The 18367-nt window shown below is 64.1% G+C and carries 21 protein-coding genes; 9 read left to right on the top strand and 12 right to left on the bottom strand.

Annotated elements, in window-relative coordinates; all coding sequences use genetic code 11:
* Positions 1 to 29 precede the first annotated feature (29 nt).
* Complete coding sequence (locus J5J09_RS12725; protein WP_208551271.1) at positions 30 to 581, bottom strand: alpha/beta hydrolase; 552 nt, start codon at positions 579 to 581, stop codon at positions 30 to 32.
* 165 nt (positions 582 to 746) lie between these two features.
* On the opposite strand from J5J09_RS12725, the gene J5J09_RS12720 reads away from it, so the two are divergent.
* A complete protein-coding gene (locus tag J5J09_RS12720; RefSeq protein ID WP_208551270.1) occupies positions 747 to 1553 on the top strand; it encodes a DUF2189 domain-containing protein in 807 nt (268 codons plus the stop codon).
* Between the two features lie 72 nt (positions 1554 to 1625).
* Here the strand turns inward: J5J09_RS12720 and purB are convergent, their stop codons facing one another.
* The 4 genes from purB to rpe form a co-directional block, all read right to left on the bottom strand.
* The gene (purB, locus tag J5J09_RS12715; protein ID WP_208551269.1) at positions 1626 to 2927 is read right to left on the bottom strand and encodes an adenylosuccinate lyase; all 1302 of its coding nucleotides are present in this window, start codon (positions 2925 to 2927) and stop codon (positions 1626 to 1628) included.
* A 76-nt stretch (positions 2928 to 3003) separates the two neighbouring features.
* The gene (locus J5J09_RS12710) at positions 3004 to 3546 is read right to left on the bottom strand and encodes a hypothetical protein (RefSeq protein WP_246745835.1); all 543 of its coding nucleotides are present in this window, start codon (positions 3544 to 3546) and stop codon (positions 3004 to 3006) included.
* Positions 3519 to 4259: a DUF2259 domain-containing protein gene (locus J5J09_RS12705; RefSeq protein ID WP_246745834.1), complete on the bottom strand. Its 741-nt coding sequence runs from the start codon at positions 4257 to 4259 to the stop codon at positions 3519 to 3521. Before J5J09_RS12705 ends, J5J09_RS12710 begins: the two co-directional genes overlap by 28 nt.
* The gene (gene rpe, locus J5J09_RS12700) at positions 4256 to 4933 is read right to left on the bottom strand and encodes a ribulose-phosphate 3-epimerase (protein WP_208551268.1); all 678 of its coding nucleotides are present in this window, start codon (positions 4931 to 4933) and stop codon (positions 4256 to 4258) included. The genes J5J09_RS12705 and rpe overlap by 4 nt, the downstream gene beginning before the upstream one ends.
* A 179-nt stretch (positions 4934 to 5112) precedes the next feature.
* On the opposite strand from rpe, the gene J5J09_RS12695 reads away from it, so the two are divergent.
* Positions 5113 to 5877 carry an SDR family NAD(P)-dependent oxidoreductase gene (locus J5J09_RS12695; RefSeq protein ID WP_208551267.1) on the top strand — a complete coding sequence of 255 codons (765 nt, stop codon included), beginning with the start codon at positions 5113 to 5115 and terminating at the stop codon, positions 5875 to 5877.
* A gap of 12 nt (positions 5878 to 5889) precedes the next feature.
* On the opposite strand, the gene J5J09_RS12690 is transcribed toward J5J09_RS12695, so the two are convergent.
* Positions 5890 to 6963: an ABC transporter substrate-binding protein gene (locus J5J09_RS12690; protein WP_208551266.1), complete on the bottom strand. Its 1074-nt coding sequence runs from the start codon at positions 6961 to 6963 to the stop codon at positions 5890 to 5892.
* A 193-nt stretch (positions 6964 to 7156) separates the two neighbouring features.
* On the opposite strand from J5J09_RS12690, the gene J5J09_RS12685 reads away from it, so the two are divergent.
* The 7 genes from J5J09_RS12685 to J5J09_RS12655 are packed head-to-tail and all read left to right on the top strand — an operon-like array spanning position 7157 to position 12908.
* Positions 7157 to 7651: a flavin reductase gene (locus J5J09_RS12685; protein ID WP_208551265.1), complete on the top strand. Its 495-nt coding sequence runs from the start codon at positions 7157 to 7159 to the stop codon at positions 7649 to 7651.
* A gap of 28 nt (positions 7652 to 7679) precedes the next feature.
* Entirely contained in the window at positions 7680 to 8606 is a 927-nt protein-coding gene (locus J5J09_RS12680) for a MoxR family ATPase (RefSeq protein WP_208551264.1), read from the top strand.
* Between the two features lie 2 nt (positions 8607 to 8608).
* Entirely contained in the window at positions 8609 to 9865 is a 1257-nt protein-coding gene (locus J5J09_RS12675) for a VWA domain-containing protein (RefSeq protein WP_208551263.1), read from the top strand.
* Positions 9866 to 9873: 8 nt separating this feature from the next.
* Positions 9874 to 10194, top strand: coding sequence for an XdhC family protein (locus J5J09_RS12670; RefSeq protein ID WP_208553565.1), 321 nt, complete (start codon positions 9874 to 9876; stop codon positions 10192 to 10194).
* The gene (locus J5J09_RS12665) at positions 10194 to 10895 is read left to right on the top strand and encodes an XdhC family protein (RefSeq protein WP_208551262.1); all 702 of its coding nucleotides are present in this window, start codon (positions 10194 to 10196) and stop codon (positions 10893 to 10895) included. The genes J5J09_RS12670 and J5J09_RS12665 overlap by 1 nt, the downstream gene beginning before the upstream one ends.
* Positions 10892 to 12526: an NTP transferase domain-containing protein gene (locus tag J5J09_RS12660; protein ID WP_208551261.1), complete on the top strand. Its 1635-nt coding sequence runs from the start codon at positions 10892 to 10894 to the stop codon at positions 12524 to 12526. The genes J5J09_RS12665 and J5J09_RS12660 overlap by 4 nt, the downstream gene beginning before the upstream one ends.
* A gap of 4 nt (positions 12527 to 12530) precedes the next feature.
* Positions 12531 to 12908, top strand: a complete 378-nt coding sequence (locus tag J5J09_RS12655; RefSeq protein WP_208551260.1) for a TfoX/Sxy family protein — start codon at positions 12531 to 12533, stop codon at positions 12906 to 12908.
* On the opposite strand, the gene J5J09_RS12650 is transcribed toward J5J09_RS12655, so the two are convergent.
* The 6 genes from J5J09_RS12650 to bcp form a co-directional block, all read right to left on the bottom strand.
* Positions 12867 to 13274: an NUDIX domain-containing protein gene (locus J5J09_RS12650; protein ID WP_208551259.1), complete on the bottom strand. Its 408-nt coding sequence runs from the start codon at positions 13272 to 13274 to the stop codon at positions 12867 to 12869. The genes J5J09_RS12655 and J5J09_RS12650 overlap by 42 nt on opposite strands.
* Positions 13275 to 13283: 9 nt before the next feature.
* Positions 13284 to 14777 (bottom strand): DEAD/DEAH box helicase, encoded by a 1494-nt coding sequence (locus J5J09_RS12645; RefSeq protein ID WP_208551258.1) that lies wholly within the window; start codon positions 14775 to 14777, stop codon positions 13284 to 13286.
* Between the two features lie 145 nt (positions 14778 to 14922).
* On the bottom strand, positions 14923 to 15546 hold the full coding sequence (locus J5J09_RS12640; RefSeq protein ID WP_208551257.1) for a LysE family translocator: 624 nt from the start codon (positions 15544 to 15546) through the stop codon (positions 14923 to 14925).
* 46 nt (positions 15547 to 15592) lie between these two features.
* Positions 15593 to 16891: a peptidoglycan DD-metalloendopeptidase family protein gene (locus J5J09_RS12635; RefSeq protein ID WP_208551256.1), complete on the bottom strand. Its 1299-nt coding sequence runs from the start codon at positions 16889 to 16891 to the stop codon at positions 15593 to 15595.
* A 146-nt stretch (positions 16892 to 17037) separates the two neighbouring features.
* Positions 17038 to 17880 carry a ferritin-like domain-containing protein gene (locus J5J09_RS12630; RefSeq protein WP_348646454.1) on the bottom strand — a complete coding sequence of 281 codons (843 nt, stop codon included), beginning with the start codon at positions 17878 to 17880 and terminating at the stop codon, positions 17038 to 17040.
* Positions 17877 to 18344, bottom strand: a complete 468-nt coding sequence (bcp, locus tag J5J09_RS12625) for a thioredoxin-dependent thiol peroxidase (RefSeq protein WP_208551255.1) — start codon at positions 18342 to 18344, stop codon at positions 17877 to 17879. The genes J5J09_RS12630 and bcp overlap by 4 nt, the downstream gene beginning before the upstream one ends.
* Positions 18345 to 18367: the final 23 nt, after the last annotated feature.

Below are 18367 nucleotides of genomic sequence, written 5' to 3'. Positions count from 1 at the left end.
AAGATCGGCTTAAAGAGGCGCCGGAAGTTTTACCGGAGCCTCCCCAAAAATTGGGCGAAGACCATCGACCCTTCCGGCCATGGCCCATGCCCGGACTCCGCGTTGATGTGGCCCGACTCGCCGGCGTCGATCAGCAGCGAACCCCAGGCGGAGGCGATATCGTCGGCGTGGTCGTAGGTGCCGAAGGGATCGTTGCGGCTGGCGATGGTGATCGACGGGAAGGGCAGGGGATCGCGCGGGTAGGGGCCGAAGGTCATCAGATGCTTCGGACGGATCGCCGGATTGGCGACGTCTGGCGGCGCGACGAGGAAGGCGCCTGCGACCGGCTTGCGGAAATGCGGTATCGCATGGATCACGGTTGGAACACCGAGGGAATGGGCCACAAGAACGACCGGCCGGCTCGCGGCATTGACGGCCTCCGCGACCTGTTCGACCCAGTCTTCGCGCACGGGCTTCGACCATTCGGCCTGTTCCACGCGGCGGGCGGTGGAGAGCTTGCTCTCCCATCGGCTCTGCCAGTGGTCGGGCCCGGAATTGGTATAGCCGGGGATGATGAGAATGTCGGCGTCGGATGCTTTCATGGTGACGCCCGATTTGTGACGTTCACGAAGTGGTGTCAAGGCTCGGGGCGACAAAGGGCGCTGCTTTTGCTAATCTGAACTCTGCCGGTGCTCTTTCGTGACGTCGGTCGAAACCTTCGCCGCGGATGCGCCGGTCTCACCAGTCGTGAAACGGAGGAGGTTTGCATGGCTACTTTCCACGTATGGGCCGGATCCACCGGCGTCGAAAGGTCTCGTGTCGTCATCCGCGAGATCGGCATAGCTGATGTTCTGGCGGCACTGAAGGCGGGGGCGGAGGACTTTCGCGCCAGTCCGTCGCACTATCTCTTTCTCGGTCTCATCTATCCGGTGGCGGGCGCGCTGCTGATGGCCTGGGCCTCCGGCGCCAATCTCTTGCCGCTGCTGTTTCCGCTTTTGTCCGGTTTCGCGCTGGTCGGTCCGTTCGCCGCGCTCGGGCTGTACGAGATCAGCCGGAGGCGCGAGCAGGGGTTGTCCTGGACATTCGAGGACATCGTTGCCATTCGACGGTCTCCGGCGCTGCCTTCGATCCTGGCGCTGGGCGTGTTGCTGACCATGGTCTTGGTGGTCTGGCTTCTGACCGCCCAGCAGATCTATGCCAGCTATTTCGGCGAGGTCATCCCGACGTCATTCGCAAATTTTATCAGCGGCGTCCTGGAGACCAGCCATGGGCGGGCCATGACCTTCTGGGGCATTCTCGTCGGCTTCTTCTTTGCCGTCGCCGTCCTGGCGTCGACCGTCATCGCCTTCCCCATGCTGCTCGACCGAGACTGCGGCGTTGCGACGGCAGTTGAGACTTCGATACGGGCAACGCTTGCTAATCCGTTGCCGGTCGCGCTCTGGGGCGCGATCGTCGCCGGACTTTTGGTGGTCGGGTCCATCCCGCTGCTCGTCGGCCTGGCGATCACCATGCCGATCCTCGGCCATGGGACCTGGCATCTCTACCGGGCAATGGTGGCTTCGGACAGACGCTGACGACGGATACGGCAAGGCCGCCGGATGATCTCCGGCGGCCCGCGAAAACCGGAGCAGCAAGAGTGCTGTAGATCAGCCGAAGACACGCTTGAAGATCGTGTCGACGTGCTTGGTGTGATAGCCGAGGTCGAATTTCTCGCGGATTTCTTCCTCGGAGAGTGCCGCGCGGACCTCTTCGTCGGCCAGCAGTTCCTCGAGGAAGTCGGCACCCTTTTCCCAGACCTTCATGGCGTTGCGCTGGACGAGACGGTAGCTGTCCTCGCGGGACACGCCGGCCTGCGTCAGGGCCAGGAGCACGCGCTGGCTCATCACCAGGCCCTTGAACTTGTTCATGTTCTTCAACATGTTCTCGGGGTAGATGACGAGCTTTTCGATCACGCCAGCCAGCCGGTTCAGGGCGAAATCGAGGGTGATCGTCGTATCGGGGCCGATGGCCCGCTCAACGCTCGAATGGCTGATGTCGCGCTCGTGCCAAAGGGCAACGTTCTCCATCGCCGGCGTGACCGACATGCGCACCAGCCGCGCGAGACCGGTCAGGTTCTCTGTGAGAACGGGATTGCGCTTGTGCGGCATGGCGGACGAGCCCTTCTGGCCGGGCGAGAAGAACTCTTCGGCCTCCAGCACTTCGGTGCGCTGCATGTGACGGATCTCGATCGCGATGTTTTCCATCGACGAGGCGATGACGCCGAGCGTGGCGAAGAACATCGCATGGCGGTCGCGCGGGATGACCTGGGTGGAGATCGGCTCGGGCTTCAGGCCGAGCTTTTCGCAGACATGTTCCTCGACGCGCGGATCGATGTTGGCGAAGGTGCCGACGGCACCGGAGATCGCACCCGTGGCCACTTCGGCGCGGGCGGCGACGAGGCGGGCGCGGTTGCGGTCCATCTCGGCATAGAAGCGGGCGAAGGTGAGGCCCATGGTCGTCGGCTCGGCATGGATGCCGTGGCTGCGGCCGATACGGACGGTGTCCTTGTGCTCGAAGGCGCGCTTCTTGAGTGCCGCCAGAACGCGATCCATGTCGGCGATCAGGATGTCGGCGGCGCGCACCAACTGGATGTTGAACGTGGTGTCGAGCACGTCGGAGGACGTCATACCCTGGTGGACGAAGCGGCTGTCGGGGCCGACGAATTCCGCAAGGTGCGTCAGGAAGGCGATGACGTCATGCTTGGTGACGGCCTCGATCTCGTCGATGCGGGCGACGTCGAACTCGGCGGCACCACCCTTTTCCCAGATCGTCTTGGCCGCGTCCTTCGGGATCACGCCGATCTCGGCAAGCGCGTCGCAGGCATGGGCCTCGATCTCGAACCAGATGCGGAACTTGGTTTCGGGAGACCAGATGGCGACCATCTCGGGACGGGAATAGCGGGGGATCATCGGCTTGGGCTTTCTGTCTTCGAAAGAACGGGTGCGGGAAGGACTGGCGCCGCTTTAGCAAAGAGCGGCGGCAATCTCAACGGTGCCGGCGGGCAAGCAGCAGGCTCATCGCCACGAGGATCGGTCCGCCGATCGGCAGCAGGGGGCGGATGCCGAGCACCGCGAACTGGTATACGGCACCGGCGGAGGTGAAAACGAACTGGAACATCCAGATCCGGGATCCGAACGGTGCGTGCCATTGCGCATAGAACAGCCGGTACTGCATGGCGAAGATGAAAGCCGTCATCGCGACCGTGCCTGCTCCAAGCAGAAGCAAGGCGGCAGCAAAGCGGGTTTCGGCCGGTCGGGCATAAGACAGGAAGCGGATGAGCGGCAGGACGGTTAACCAGGTCAGCGAGCCTCCGGCGAAATACAGGATCATCAACTCGTCGTGGTGGGTGACGGGGATGTTCTGCAACAACGCAAACCCGAGCCAGGCGGAGATTGCCATCGCCGTACCCCAGAGAACAGCGCCGCCGAGCCATGGCAGCAGAGGTGTCTTGAGGGCCGAAGGTCTGCCGCCCGGCGTGTGCCGCGTGTCGTCGACCATCGTCAGGGGCGAAACGGAACGGCGATCCATCGTCCGTCCCGGCCTTCGAAGCCGTAGCTGAGCACGAGCACCAGGGCCACATGCACCGGCTCGCCCTGCATGGGATGAAACGTCATGACGCCGCCAATGCGGTAGCCGGTCGGGCAGCGGCGGCTGGACGGGACGGCTTTGCCGTCCTCATGAAGCGTTACATCGGCGGCCTCGCCGTTCTTTTCCGTCAGCGAGAGGCGGAACCCCTTGATCGGCGTTCCGAGATCCTTGCAGGCGTCGGACGGCTGGGCTTCGGTTTCCGTCAGCGATAGCCGGTAGGGTTCGCCGAAGGCGGGCTTCGCCGGAAAAGCGCGATAGCCGAGCTGGTGCGCCGGCGCCTCGATCTCGCTGACCGGATTGAAAGCGACCAGATGGCCCGGATGATCTGAGAGGCCATATTGGTTCAGGAGGGGCGAGGCGTCGCTGGCGGCCTTGGCACGTGCCTGCGAAAGGCCTGCCGCCTCATCGTCGATCCTGACCCTGACAGGGGTCTTTGGCAGAAAGGCGTCCTTCGCGGTATCGATGACGAAGATCTCCGAGTAAGGAAAGCCGGAGCCGTCCTGGATGCCGTATTGCTCGAAGGCGAAGATATTGCCATCGGCGGAAAAACCGAGGGGATTGAAGGCCGCCATATCTCCGGCAAGCGTTGGCCCGGTCATGCCGAGCACAAACATCGTCATCGCGACCAGCCGGCCTCTCTCCCATCGCGTCAAGCGCGTGCTCCCTCCGCAGCTTTCCTCAGAGTGTCGACGGTTTTGCGATAGTCGTCAACGCCTTCGCCCTTGAACACGGCGGAACCGGCGACGAGTACGTTGGCGCCGACGGCCGTGACGAGCGGCGCGGTCTCGGCGGTGACACCGCCATCGACCTCAAGCTCGATCGGACGGTTGCCGATCAGCAGGTTGGCCTGCGCGGTCTTTTCGACCATGGCTGGGATGAACTTCTGGCCGCCGAAGCCGGGGTTGACGCTCATGATCAGGATCAGGTCGAGGTCGTCGAGGACGTGTTCGAGGACGCTGACCGGTGTCGCCGGATTGAGCGAGACGCCGGCCTTCTTGCCGAGGGAGCGGATCTTCTGCAGCGAGCGGTGCAGGTGCGGGCCGGCTTCGGCATGGACGGTGATCACGTCACAGCCGGCATCGGCGAAGGCTTCCAGATAGGGGTCGGCGGGCGAGATCATCAGGTGGCAGTCGAAGACGGCTGTCGAGAAGGGCCTGAGCGCCTTGATCACGGCGGGCCCGTAGGAGATGTTCGGCACGAAATGCCCGTCCATGACGTCGAGGTGAATCCATTCGGCGCCGGCCTCCGTCACGTCGGCGACTTCCTGGCCGAGTTTGGCGAAATTGGCGGCAAGGATCGACGGGGCGATCTTCAACGGGCGGGTCATGGCGGCGGGCTCCTCGGCATTCGGCGATGTTGCCGCCCATAGCACCGGGCGGGCCGTGTCACAACACTCGCGCGGATCGGTCGGCCGCGTCTTTCGTCGCATCACGGCGTCGGGATCGACGATCTGGCGGACCTCCGTCGGCCGGTGTAAGGACGTTTCGCGACGGCAAGGAGAATGACATGACGAAACTGGCGGTGGTCACGGGTGGAAGCAGCGGTATCGGCCGCGGACTGGTGGAGGCCTTCGCGACGGCCGGTTACCGGGTTGCCTTCAGCCATTTCAACGACCAGGCCGGCGCCGTTGCGGTCGAGGCAGATGTCACGGAGCGGGGCGGACAGGCCAGAGGGTTTGCCGCCGACGCTGGTGAGGGGGAGGCGGTCGACCGGTTTTTCGACGCCGTCGTTGACTGGGCCGGGATGGTGCCGGATGTTCTGGTCAACAATGCCGGCATCCAGACCTGGTCGCCTCTGCTCGATCTTCCCGAGGAGGCCTGGAACCGCGTGATCCGGACCAACCTGACGGGAACCTTCCTCAACACCAAGGCGGCGGCGCGACGCATGGTGGATGCCGGAAAGGGCGGGGCGATCGTCAATATCGGGTCTGGCTGCAACAAGCTCGCCTTTCCGCGCCTCGTCGACTACACGGCGTCGAAGGGCGGGATCGAGCAGTTCACCAAGGTGGCGGCCGTGGAGCTCGGGCCGCAGGGTATCCGGGTCAACTGCGTGGCGCCCGGCGCGATCATCACCGAGCGGACGCTGGAGGAGGCGCCGGATTACGAGGAGACGTGGTCGAAGCTGACGCCGCTGCGCCGTGCCGGACAGCCGGCGGATATCGCGTCGGCCGTGCTGTTTCTCTCGGGCGACAACGCCGCCTTCATCACGGGACAGACGATCTGGGTTGATGGCGGTCTGTTTTCGCAGCCCCAATGGCCCTATCCGGTTTGACGCCGACGGATATTACTGTCCCTGCGGCGCAGGCTCGACGAAACGGCCGTTTTGCCACTCCAGGAGCCGGTAGGGGTTTTCTGCCAGTTCATGATCCGGTCCGAACCTGATCGGGCCAATGGCGGTCTGAAATGTTTCGCTGGCGAGGATGTCGGCAATCGGCAGCTTGCGATCGGTCGCCGTCGTCGCCGCGGCAAGGGCGATCTCGACAGCGGCAAAGGCCGGTAACACGTAGCCCTGCGGGGCGACATCGACGGCGGCGAGTGCTGCGAGGGCACCTGCGGCCGTGGTGTCGCCGGCATGGTCGGGCAGGGCGACGGCCAACACGCCGTCGGCCAGGGGAACGGGCTCATCCAGGGCTCGCATGGCGTCACCGCCGATCACCGTCAGCGGAATGGATTCGGCGGCGGCGTCACGGGCGATGATCGACACGTCGTTGCGGTCGCCGCCGACCAGAACGTGCGTCGCGCCGGCGGTCTTCAGACGGCGCACGAGGGCGAGTTGCTGTTCCTGGCCGGGACGGAAGGTGTCGGTGAAAACAGGTGTCAGGCCGCGCTCCTCCAGTCCCGCCCTGACGGACTCGACCAGTTCGCGTCCGTGAATGGTGCCGTCCTCGATGAGAGCGATGGGCGATCCGGGCCAGTTGGCGAGAATGACCTCGACGAGCTTTTCCGCCTCGTCGTCCGGAGCGGGTGCCAGCCGGAAGAACGGCCAGCCCTTTTTCAGCGCGTCTTCCATCAGGACCTTCCAGCGCACCGAGACTGTGATCGCCGGGATGGCAGCCTCGGCGAGGGCCGGCAGGGCGCCGTCAAGGGATTCCGAACAGAGGAAGCCGATGGCGGTGTCGACGCCGGCCTCGACAATCCGGGCGGCGATGTCGGGGCCACTGCCCGCCTCGCAGCTCTCGTTGACGAGGAAGATGTTCTGCCCGACCGCGGATGCGGCGGCCGCGGCACCATCGCGGATCTGCTCGCCGAGCACCGCATAGGGACCGGACTGGGGTGCCACGACGGCGATGCCTTCCGCAACCGAATGGGATGCGACGGACAGGAAGGAGAGGGCGGTGAGGGCAAGTCGGATCGTCATCAGCAATCGGTCCTTCGGCAATGGATGCAGCTTAGAGGCATGCCATCGCAAAGGAAACCGCAAGATGGTGGCCAAATTGCCGTTGCAGGCATATTGCAACGCCCATTGTGGAAAAGGTAACGCCTGCGCTCCATATTGACGGCACAGCCACATCTGAGACGCTGGCGCCGTGCAGGCACTCCTGGAGATAGACTTGTTGAACAGGCATAAGATCGAACCCGTCCTTTATCGCGATGCGATGGCGCAGTATGCCGGGCATGTGCAGATCGTGACGACCGAACACGAGGGCGTCAGGCGCGGCGTGACCATTACAGCCGCCTGCTCTGTTTCGGACAATCCGCCGACGGTGCTTGCCTGCCTGAACAACAGCAACGCCAGCAACGGCGTTTTCTTCGAGAGCGGCCGTTTTGCGCTGAACACGCTCGGTGCACGGCACCAGACGCTTGCCAACGCCTTTGCCGGGTTCGGAAGCCTCTCTGCGGACGAACGCTTCGGGATGGCAGAGTGGATCAGTCTCGCGACCGGAGCGCCGGTGCTGAAGGACGCCATCGTATCCTTCGACTGCCGGGTCGTCGACATGAAGGTGACGGCGACGCATACCGTTCTCTTCGGCGAGGTGGCAGGCGTCCATTTCGGTCCGAAGGACGAAAGTCTCATCTATCTGGACCGGGGCTATCACAGCCTGTAAGCTCCTTCGAAAACACGAGGGAGCAGCCATGAGCGGACAGTCGGACGGCAACCTGCCGGCAAGCATCGACGAGATGGCCGGGCTTCTTGGGCGTCATGACTATCTGGCCAGCCGCCCACTCGCCACCGTGCTTTTTCTCTCGCTCAAAATGGGACGGCCGCTGTTTCTCGAAGGCGAAGCGGGGGTCGGCAAGACCGAGGTTGCCAAGGTGCTGGCAAAGGCACTCGACCGGCCACTGATCCGCCTGCAATGCTATGAAGGCCTCGATATTTCGTCGGCCGTCTACGAATGGAACTATCCGGCGCAGATGCTGGAGATTCGCCTCTCGGAAGCGACCGGCGTGTCTGACCGGGGTCGCCTGGAGGGCGACATCTTCTCCGAGCGCTACCTGATCCGCCGGCCGGTGCTGCAGGCGCTGCAGGGTGTCGAGGGCAAGGCGCCGGTGTTTTTGATCGACGAACTGGACCGTACGGACGAGGCCTTCGAGGCCTTTCTGCTTGAGATGCTGTCCGATTTCCAGGTCACGGTGCCCGAGCTTGGCACCATCCGCGCCGCCGAACCGCCGATCGTCATCGTCACGTCGAACCGGACACGCGAGGTGCACGACGCGCTGAAGCGGCGCTGCCTCTACCATTGGGTCGACTATCCCAAGGCCGCCGAGGAGCTGGAGATCATCCGCCGCAAGGTGCCTGCATGCAACGAGGCGCTGTCGCGCCAGATCGTCGCCTATGTGCAGAAACTCAGAACGCTCGACCTCTTCAAGAACCCCGGCGTTGCCGAGACCATCGACTGGGCGACGGCGCTCACCGAACTCGATCGGCTGGCGCTCGATCCGGAGACGATTTCCGACACGCTCGGGACTCTCTTGAAATATCAGGACGATATTGCCCGGATACAGGGCGGCGAGGGACAGAAGTTGCTCGCCGAGGTCCGGGCGGAACTGCTGGCGGGTTGACGATGGCGGCGACCGGAGCACAGGACGGTCTCGTGATGCCGCCGGTGGCGCAAGGCGAGGGTCGCTTCGCCGACAACATCGTGCATTTCGCTCGCGTGCTGCGCAAGGCAGGGCTGAAGCCGGGGCCGGGCGCGGTGGCGGATGCGATCGAGGCGGTGTCGGCGATCGGCATCGGGTCGCGGGAGGAATTTCACGCGGCGCTCTCGGCGGTGTTCGTCAAGCGCCATGAGGACCAGGCCGTGTTCGACGAGGCGTTCCGGCTCTACTGGCGGACCCGCGATCTCGTCGGCAAGATGATCGCTATGATGTCGCCGGTTGCGCCCGAAGGACACAAGGAGAAGGACAAGGCCGGCTCGGCGCGCGTTAGCGGTGCGCTGTTCGCCGAACGTGAGCGCCCACTGCGGGAAAAGGACGAGCCGGAGATCGAGATTGATGCGCGTTTCACAGTGTCGGGTAACGAGTTTCTGAAGCAGATGGATTTTGCCCAGATGTCGGCCTCGGAACTGGCACATGCACGGCGGATCATGGAACAGCTCGTCATGCCGTTCGACACCTTGCAGACGCGGCGCTTCCAGCCATCGCACAGGCCACGCGCGTTCGATCCGCGCGCGACGATGCGGGCGTCGCTGAAGAGCGGCGGCGATCTCATCCTGCCGCGCTTTCGCGACCGACGGGAGATAGAGCCGCCGCTGGTGATCCTCGCCGACATTTCCGGCTCGATGAGCCAGTACACGCGCGTCTTCCTGCACTTCCTGCATGTGATGACCGAGCGAAGGCGGCGGGTGCACACTTTTCTGTTCGGTACCCGGCTAACGAATGTCACGAGGCAGATGCGTTTTCGCGATCCAGACGAGGCGTTCGACCAATGTTCGGCGCTGGTGAAGGACTGGTCGGGCGGTACGCGAATCGGTGAGACGCTCAAGGAATTCAACCGCATATGGGCGCGGCGGGTGCTGGGGCAGGGCGCAGTGGTGCTGCTCATCACCGATGGGTTGGAGCGCGATGGGGTGGAACTTCTGAAGACCGAGGTAGACCGGCTGCACCGTTCGTGCCGCAGGCTCGTCTGGCTCAATCCCTTGCTCCGGTTCGACGGTTTCGAGGCGCGGGCGAGCGGGGTCAAGGCCATGCTGCCGCATGTCGACGAGTTCCGCCCGGTCCACAATCTCAATTCACTCGCGGATCTCGCGGCCGCATTGTCCGGCGCGACGAGCCGGAAAGCGGATCCGCGGCGATTTCTGAAACACGGGAGGCTGCAGTGACGACATCCATGGACGAGACGCGCGATCCGCTTGTCATCGGGCAGACCTGGTCCGGCGAAGGACGCTCGGTCGCGCTTGCGACCGTGGTCGAGACCTGGGGCTCGGCGCCCCGTCCTGTCGGCAGCCATCTGGTGATCGACGGCGAGGGCAATTTCGAGGGCTCGGTGTCCGGAGGATGCGTGGAGGGCGCCGTCATCACCGAGGCGATGGAGGTGATCGAGAGCGGCGCGCCGCGCATGCTGGAGTTCGGCGTGGCCGACGAGGCCGCATGGCGCGTCGGGCTTTCCTGCGGCGGGCGTATTCGCGTCTATGTCGAGAGGCTCGGCTGATGGACCGGAACCTGTTGGAGCGGCTGAACGCGGCACGGGCCGCCCGGACGGCGGCGGCCGTTGTCACGGACCTCGTCACAGGCGCGGGGCGGCTGGTGCTGGAGGGCGAGAGCGTTGCGGGGGAACTGGGCAACGAGGTTGCCACGCGGTTTCGGTCCGGCAAGGCGGGAGTGGTGGACACGGGCGGCGGCAGTCACTTCATCAATGTCTACCTGCCGCCACCGCGCATCGTCATCATCGGCGCCGTCCATATCAGTCAGGCGCTTTGTCCGATGGCACGGATTGCGGGCTTCGACGTCACCGTCATCGATCCCCGCACCGCCTTTGCCACGCCTGAAAGGTTCGAGGGCGTCGATCTCGTCGCCGAATGGCCGGAGGATGTGCTGAAGGCGCGGCCGCTCGATGCCTATACGGCGGTGGCGGCGGTCACGCACGACCCGAAGATCGACGATTTTCCGCTGGCGGAGGCTTTACGTACAGGATGTTTCTATGTCGGCGCGCTCGGCAGTCGCAAGACGCATGCGAAACGCGTCGAACGGCTTGCCGCCGAAGGCTTCGGCCCCGAGCAGATCGGGCGCATCTCAGCGCCAATCGGACTCGATATCGGCGCCGCCAATCCGGGCGAGATCGCCGTTGCGGTGCTGGCCGATATCATCGGCGCCTTCCGTCGGCGCGGGCTGGCCGCCGGAGAAGCAGCATGATCTTCGGCGAGTTTTCGCTTGATGTGGCCGAGGGGCTGGTGCTCGCCCATTCGATACGCCTGGCCGATGGAAAGCTGCCAAAGGGCCATCACCTGACGGCCGGTGACGTCGAGGCGTTGAGGGCCGGCGGTGTCACAAGAGTGATCGCCTGCCGCATCGAGGAGGGCGATCTTGGGGAAGATTTGGCGGCCGAGGCGTTGGCGACCGCCATGGCGCCTGATCATCTGCGTTTCTCGCCGGCTTCCACAGGCCGCGTTAACATACATGCCGCATGTAACGGTCTGTTCGTGGCCGATCGCGAGGTTGTCGATCGCTTCAACCGCGTCGATCCGGCGATCACCTTCGCCTGTCTCGACGACCACAGCGATGTGCGGACCGGCGATCTCGTGGCAACCGTCAAGATCATTCCGCTGGCTGTCTCGCGGCAGAGCGTGGATATCGCCGTGGACATCTTCCGGCAATCGGCGCCGGTGACGCTAAAGCCTTACAGCGCATATGCAGTGTCGCTGATCGCCACCGAACTGCCGTCGCTGAAGACCTCGGTGATGGAAAAGACGGCACGGGTCCTGCAGCAACGGCTTTCGCCGTCAGGCAGCCGGCTCGTCGGTGAGCGTCGGGTTCCGCATCATGCGCGCGATGTTGCGGCGGCGATCGAGGCGGCGCTGGCGGTTCGGCATGAGGAACCGTCGATGGTCATTATCTTCGGCGCGTCGGCGATGACCGATCCGGCCGACGTGATCCCCGAGGCGATCCGGATGGCTGGCGGCATGGTTGAGCAGGTTGGCCTGCCGGTCGATCCGGGCAATCTGCTGGTGCTCGGACGCGTGGACGACGTGCCTGTTATCGGCGCGCCGGGATGCGCGCGTTCACCGAAGGAAAACGGCTTCGACTGGGTGATGAACCGGCTGCTGGCGGGCGAATGGCCGACCGCGCGGGAGTTGTCCGGATTGGGCGTTGGAGGCTTGCTGATGGAAATTCCGAGCCGGCCGCTGCCGCGCGAGGTCGCGACGCATGGCGATACGAGTTTGTCGATCTCGACCGTGTTGTTGGCAGCCGGCAAAGCCAGCCGTATGGGCGGCAGCGGAAACCACAAGCTGCTCGCGGAATTCGATGGCGAACCGCTCGTCAGGCGGTCGGCGCGGATCTCGCTGGAGAGCGGTGCCGGGCACGTCGTCGTCGTGACCGGGCACAGGGAAGCGGACATCAGTGGTGCGCTGGCTGGTCTTGCCGTTGATGTCGTCGACAATCCCGATTTTGCGAGCGGCATGGCGAGTTCGCTCAAGACGGGTTTTGCGGTGCCGCAGGTCGCGGAGAGCGACGGCGTGCTGGTCATGCTTGCCGACATGCCGGGACTGGAGGCGGACGACCTGAAACGACTGATAGATGCTTTTCGCGAGCATGGCGGCACGGCCATCGTGCGGGCCGTCGCCAATGGAAAGCGCGGCAATCCCGTGATCCTGCCGCGTTCCACCTTCGATGCCGTAAAGGCTCTTGAGGGTGATATCGGCGCGCGGCCGATCGTCGAGGGGTCGGGACTTCCGGTGATCGACGTCGAGATTGGTGCCGCCGCCCATCTCGACGTCGATACCCCCGAGGCGGTAGTCTCCGCTGGTGGAATCCTGAAGGGGTGAGACTGTGGATACGATCGATATCGAGGAGATGTTCCAGTCGCTCGGGCCCGTGACGATCAAGCGAATGTTCGGCGGCAAGGGCATCTATCATCACGGCGTGATCATCGCGATCGACCTTTTCGACGAGATCATGCTGAAAGCCGACACCGAAAGCGGACCCCAGTTCGCCGAGGCTGGTGCGACGCAGTGGGTTTACCAGCGCGAGGGCAAGTCGCCGGTTGCGATGCCTTACTGGACAATCCCTGACGGTGCCTATGACGATCCGGACGAGATGGCGAAATGGGTGGGTCTCGCCTACGAGGCGGGGCTCAGGGCCGGGCCGACGGTGCCGAAGAAGAAGTCAGCGAAGAAGCGGAAGGACGGCGCGGGTAAAGGCCGATAGGGGCTCGGGGAGCGCATCGAGATCGAACCAGCCGAACTCGGAGAGCTTGTCGGGTTCAGTCAGTTGCGGCTCGCCGCTGAAGTCGGTTGTCTTGTACAGCAGCGAGACCCAGTGCTGGCGGTCGGCCTCGATGATCTGCTCGGTCTGGCCGAGGAAGGTCAGCGCGCCGATCGACAGACCCGTTTCCTCCTCCGCTTCGCGGCGCGCGGCCCGTTCAGCCGGTTCCATGTGGTCGACCTTGCCGCCCACGATGTTCCAGTGGCCGGCCTCGGGCGCCTTCATGCGGCGGTAGAGCAGAATCCGGTCGTCGCGCAGGAGCGCGAGCCCGACACCGAGGCCGGGAAAGTCGATGCCGGGCATTCCCATGGGAAGCGATCAGGCCTTGGCGTTTGCGACGATCAGCATGAATGCCGGGATGTCGTCGCCGAAGCCGACAGGTGTCGGGCCATCATCGTGATCGCGGTAGTGGTTGCGGCGACGCTGCTGGTCGTCATTGGCCGGACGCGGACGATCGTTGTCGCGCGAACGCGGACGTTCGTTGCGCGGCTGCGGTGCCGGGCGGTTTTCGCTGCGACGCGGTTCGCGGACTTCTGTCTGCACTTCGATCTCCTCGATAACCGGAGCAGCTTCCGCCCGCCGGGGTTCAGCTTTGCGACCACCCTTGCGGCGGTCGCGATCCTTGTCACGGCCACGCGAACGCGGCTCGTCCAGGCTTTCTTCCGATGCCGGCAACGCCGACAGGTCGCCACTCATCCATTCGATGCTCTGGCCGATCAGTTTCTCGATGGCGTCGAGATACTTCGTGTCGGCCTTGGTCACGAGCGTGAACGCTTTGCCGGAACGACCAGCGCGGCCGGTACGGCCGATGCGGTGGACATAGTCTTCCGCATGGATCGGGATATCGAAATTGAAGACGTGGCTGACATCAGGGATGTCCAGACCGCGTGCGGCGACATCGGAGGCCACGAGCAGCTTAATCTGGTTGTCCTTGAAGCCGGCCAGCATGTTGGTGCGCGACCGCTGGTCCATGTCGCCGTGGAGGGCACCGACAGAAAAGCCGTGGCGTTCCAGCGAGCGGAACAGGTCAGCGACATCCTTCTTGCGATTGCAGAAAATGATCGCGTTCTTCAACTCGCCTTCCTCGGCGCGGATCAGATCGCGAAGGGCGGCGCGCTTCTCGTAGTCCTTCTTGTTGGCGGCGACGAGACGCTGGGTCACGGTCTTGGCCGTAGAGGACGGCGGAGCGACTTCGACCCGCTCCGGGTTCTGCAGGAAGCGGTCGGCCAGCTTCTGGATTTCCGGCGGCATGGTCGCGGAGAAGAACAGCGTCTGCCTCGTGAACGGGATCATCTTGGCGATGCGCTCGATGTCTGGGATGAAGCCCATGTCGAGCATGCGGTCGGCCTCGTCGATGACGAAAATCTCGACTCCCGTCATCAGTAGCTTGCCGCGCTCGCAGTGGTCCAGCAGGCGGCCGGGCGTGCAGATCAGCACGTCGGCGCCACGCTCAAGCTTGCGGTCCTGTTCCTCGAAGGAGACGCCGCCGATCAGAAGCGCGATGTTCAGCTTGTGATTCTTGCCGTACTTCTCGAAATTCTCGGCAACCTGTGCCGCGAGTTCGCGCGTCGGCTCGAGAATCAGCGTGCGTGGCATGCGGGCGCGGGCGCGGCCCTTTTCCAGCAGTGTGAGCATCGGCAGAACAAACGAGGCCGTCTTGCCGGTTCCGGTCTGGGCGATGCCGCAGATGTCGCGGCGCTGAAGCGCCGGCGGAATGGCGCCTGCCTGGATCGGCGTCGGGATTGTGTAACCGGCGTCGGTAACGGCGGACAGGACTTTTTGGCTCAGGCCAAGATCGGCGAACGTTGTCAAAGGGAGATCGTTTTCCATTTCGGTTTTGGCGAAAACTCATGAGTCGACCCGTCAGACGGGCCGTTTCGCAAGGGCGGGATAGAGCCAAAGAGCCTGAAAGTCAAGGAATGCGGGAGATTCCCGCGATTAACCCTTAACAAGCAATTCAGGAGCCGCGGCGGAGCGCAAGCGTGGCGATGCCGGCGCCGGCCAGAAGCGTGCCGGCGACACGGTTGGTGATGGTGACGACGGACGGCGTCCGCAGCAGACGTCGCGCGCGCCAGGCGAGCACGACATGTCCGCCGATCACCAGCGTTTCGACACCGAGAATGACGGTCGCGAGGGCCACGAAATCGGCGCGGCCGAAGCTTTCTCCGACGAAGTTCGGCAAAAGGGCCACGTAAAACAGCGGCATCTTGGGATTGCCAAGGTTGAGGACAAACCCGGTCAGAAAAATCTTGAACACATCGCCTTGGCGTGCCTCGACGTTTTCGGCTGGAACGCGGGCCGGCTCGGTCCACAGTTTGATGCCCATCCAGATCAGGTAGATGGCGCCGCCATAGCGCAGGAGCGTCATCAGCCAGCCCATCTCGGCGGCAAGCACCGTCAGGCCGAAGGCCGCTAGCGCGAGATAGACGAGGATTCCGGCAACCGTGCCAAGCCCATAAGCGATTCCCGAGAGGGGACCGCTGGTCACCGTGCGCGCGACGATCGTCATGTTATCAGGGCCGGGACTTGCGGCGAACACGAAGAAGGCGGCGGCGAAGGCTAGGAGAATATGGCTGTCCATGGCGACTCCGGAGGTTGACGTACCCTCGCGCGCGCCTCTGCTGCTGTCAATCTACCAGCGAGGTGAGTTTCATGCCGGCATTAAGGAAGTGCATCGGATCGACGGCGTCGCCGTGACGGCGGACCTCATAATGGATGTGCGGGCCCGTGGAGCGCCCTGTGCTGCCGGCCAGGCCGATGAGATCACCGGCGGCGACCTCGTCTCCGACCTTTACGAGTATGCGCGACAGATGGCCGAACCGCGTGGTAATGCCGTCACCGTGGTCGATTTCGACCATGTTTCCGTAGCCGCCGGAGCGGGACGCAGTGATGACGACACCTGCGCCGGTGCTTTTCACATCGCTGCCGGTCGTCGCGGAAAAGTCGATCCCGGCATGCATGGCAAGGCGTCCGAAGAAGGGGTCGATGCGATTGCCGAAACGGCTGGTGATCGGTTTTCCGGGTGCCGGGTTGGCAAAGGGCAGTCGTTTGGCGGTCGAGCGCATGGCTTCGAGCCGGGTAAGTGCCGCATCGAGTTCATCGAGGGAATTGTCGAAATCCGTCGGCGACTGGGGATCCAGATAGGGTCCGCCGATCGCCTGTTGGTCGGCGATCGCGCTGGACGCGACGTCGACACGGACACCGGTCTTTCGCAGAATGCTGTCGATCTCGTCGGCGACAACCGTGGCGCCGATCGTCAACTGCTGGAGACGGTCGAGCTGGCTGCGTTCGATATCCTTAAGCGACCGCGTCACCGTCGAGAACAGCCGGTCCGCCCGATCGGCAGCCGTCTGCCGCAAGGGCACGTAGGCGAGGGTGAGGTTGTCCGGTGTGGCTTCTGCTTCCGCGCTGTCCTTGCCGAGCAGTCTGTCGATGGCGCCGATGCCGCCGCTCAGCGTTGCACGCTGCGAGCCGTCTCCGGGTTTCACTGTCGGCAGCGGTGCAGCCTCCGGGACGAGGCCGTTTTCTTCGGCGCGATCGACAAGCGTATCGAGCTTGCCATGGCGGGAACTGAGCGCCATCTGCTGTTCGAGAAGCTTCTCGACCTTTTCCTCGACAACCTGCTGGTCCAGGAGCTGCCGCGAGGTGACACGGTCGACCTGGGCGCGAAGGGCGGCGATTCGGTCTTCGTAGTCGTGCTGCATGCGGGCCTGGCGGGCCATGCTGGCGCCGATGAGATTGTCGCGCAGGACGAGATAGGTTGTGGCTCCGAGATAGCCGATCGCCATCATGCCGAGGAAGGAGACGCCAAGCGCAACCATCCACGGCCTGACCGTTACGTGCCGGATGTTGTCGCCCTGCGCCACGATGATGATGTGTGGCTCGCGGCGTTTTCCAAATACGCGGCCCTGCGTCCTGGCTGACAAAGCTACTCTCCTGCCGTTCTCAGTGCCGCATGATCCAGACCGATGGGCGGCGCCTTACCGATGGCAGGAGTAGAACCGAATATGGTTAACGAAGCCTTTCCCGATGCTGTTCGCGATGGTTGCGCGGCCTCGATCGCAACGGTATTTCAGCCGTTGCTTGTGGAGGTCAGAGAGCGGTAGAAGGAGGGGGTGAGACCGGCTTCTGCGCGGGCGACATCGTTGAACGGCGCCTTGAGCGCCCCACGAAAGTTGACGCGAACCAGCTCCTTGAACGTGGCCGCCGGGTCCTTCTTTTCGCGGGCGCACAGAAATCGGAACCATTTGGCGCCGACCGAGACATGGCCCTTTTCGTCCTCGTAGATGATGCGCAGGACTTCGGCGCTCTCCAGATCCCCGGTTTCGCGCATCTTCTCCTGGAGCGACGGCGTCACGTCGAGGCCTCGGGCTTCCAGAATCAGCGGTACGACCGCGAGGCGGGCCGTCAGGTCGTTGCGGGTGGAATGCGCCGCCTGCCAGAGGCCGTCATGGGCGGGCATATCGCCGTAATCGGCGCCTAGCGCGCGCATGCGATCTCGCACGAGACCGAAATGCTTGGCCTCCTCATCGGCGACCCGCATCCATCCGTCGAAGAAGGAATGTGGCACCGGTTCGGCGGCGAACCGCGCGACGATGTCGAGCGCCAGGTCGACGGCGTTGAGCTCGATATGGGCGAGCGCATGCAACATGGCAACGCGGCCCGGCAGCGTGTGCAGCGAGCGCTTCCCGACCGCTTTCGGAGGGACGAGTTCGGGCTTGGCCGGTCGACCCGGGCGATCGGGCAGCGGCGGGTCGAGCGGCGAACGCAATGACAGCCGTCGCTCGTGCCAGCGCCTCGCCGTATCACGGGCGAGGGCGCATTTCACGTCGAGGTCGGCCGAGATGATGGCAAGCGTCGCGCCGCCGCGCAGCGATGATATCTGCGGCAGCGTGCCGCCTTCACGAGGTGTCACAGCGACTTTGCCGCCTCGAGAACGGCTTCGGCATGGCCGGGCACCTTCACCTTCGGCCAGACTGCAGCGATCTTGTGATCCTTGTCGAGCAGGAAGGTGGTGCGCTCGACGCCCATGTAGGTGCGGCCGTACATGCTCTTTTCCTTCCAGACGCCATAGGCGTTCAGCATGTCCTGGCCCTCGTCGGAGGCGAGAATCACCTTCAGGCCGTGCTTCGACACGAACTTGTCGTGGCTCTTCACCGAATCGGGGGAGACGCCGATGACGATCACGCCTGTCTTGGCAAAGTCGTCCGCCAGGCCACTGAAGGCGACGGCCTCGGTGGTGCAGCCACTGGTGTCGTCCTTGGGGTAAAAGTAGACGACCACCGGTTTTCCGGTGAAATCGGAGAGGGAGACGCTGCCGCCGCCGTCGCGGGGCAGGGTAAAGGCCGGTGCGGTATCGCCGATTGCAAGCGCGCTCATGGTAATCCTTTCTTTCGCCGTCA

Origin of the sequence: Ciceribacter sp. L1K22, from assembly GCF_017599385.1 — a bacterium.
In the GTDB taxonomy this organism is placed as follows: domain Bacteria; phylum Pseudomonadota; class Alphaproteobacteria; order Rhizobiales; family Rhizobiaceae; genus Allorhizobium.
Note: the sequence above shows the minus strand (reverse complement) of the source record. Positions and strands in the feature narration are given on the sequence as shown.

Coding starts and splice junctions, on each gene's coding strand:
- J5J09_RS12725 (WP_208551271.1), bottom strand. CDS start 581: ATGAAAGCATCCGACGCCGACATTCTCATCATCCCCGGCTATACCAAT.
- J5J09_RS12720 (WP_208551270.1), top strand. CDS start 747: ATGGCTACTTTCCACGTATGGGCCGGATCCACCGGCGTCGAAAGGTCT.
- purB (WP_208551269.1), bottom strand. CDS start 2,927: ATGATCCCCCGCTATTCCCGTCCCGAGATGGTCGCCATCTGGTCTCCC.
- J5J09_RS12710 (WP_246745835.1), bottom strand. CDS start 3,546: ATGGATCGCCGTTCCGTTTCGCCCCTGACGATGGTCGACGACACGCGG.
- rpe (WP_208551268.1), bottom strand. CDS start 4,933: ATGACCCGCCCGTTGAAGATCGCCCCGTCGATCCTTGCCGCCAATTTC.
- J5J09_RS12695 (WP_208551267.1), top strand. CDS start 5,113: ATGACGAAACTGGCGGTGGTCACGGGTGGAAGCAGCGGTATCGGCCGC.
- J5J09_RS12690 (WP_208551266.1), bottom strand. CDS start 6,963: ATGACGATCCGACTTGCCCTCACCGCCCTCTCCTTCCTGTCCGTCGCA.
- J5J09_RS12680 (WP_208551264.1), top strand. CDS start 7,680: ATGAGCGGACAGTCGGACGGCAACCTGCCGGCAAGCATCGACGAGATG.
- J5J09_RS12675 (WP_208551263.1), top strand. CDS start 8,609: ATGGCGGCGACCGGAGCACAGGACGGTCTCGTGATGCCGCCGGTGGCG.
- J5J09_RS12670 (WP_208553565.1), top strand. CDS start 9,874: ATGGACGAGACGCGCGATCCGCTTGTCATCGGGCAGACCTGGTCCGGC.
- J5J09_RS12665 (WP_208551262.1), top strand. CDS start 10,194: ATGGACCGGAACCTGTTGGAGCGGCTGAACGCGGCACGGGCCGCCCGG.
- J5J09_RS12660 (WP_208551261.1), top strand. CDS start 10,892: ATGATCTTCGGCGAGTTTTCGCTTGATGTGGCCGAGGGGCTGGTGCTC.
- J5J09_RS12650 (WP_208551259.1), bottom strand. CDS start 13,274: ATGGGAATGCCCGGCATCGACTTTCCCGGCCTCGGTGTCGGGCTCGCG.
- J5J09_RS12640 (WP_208551257.1), bottom strand. CDS start 15,546: ATGGACAGCCATATTCTCCTAGCCTTCGCCGCCGCCTTCTTCGTGTTC.
- bcp (WP_208551255.1), bottom strand. CDS start 18,344: ATGAGCGCGCTTGCAATCGGCGATACCGCACCGGCCTTTACCCTGCCC.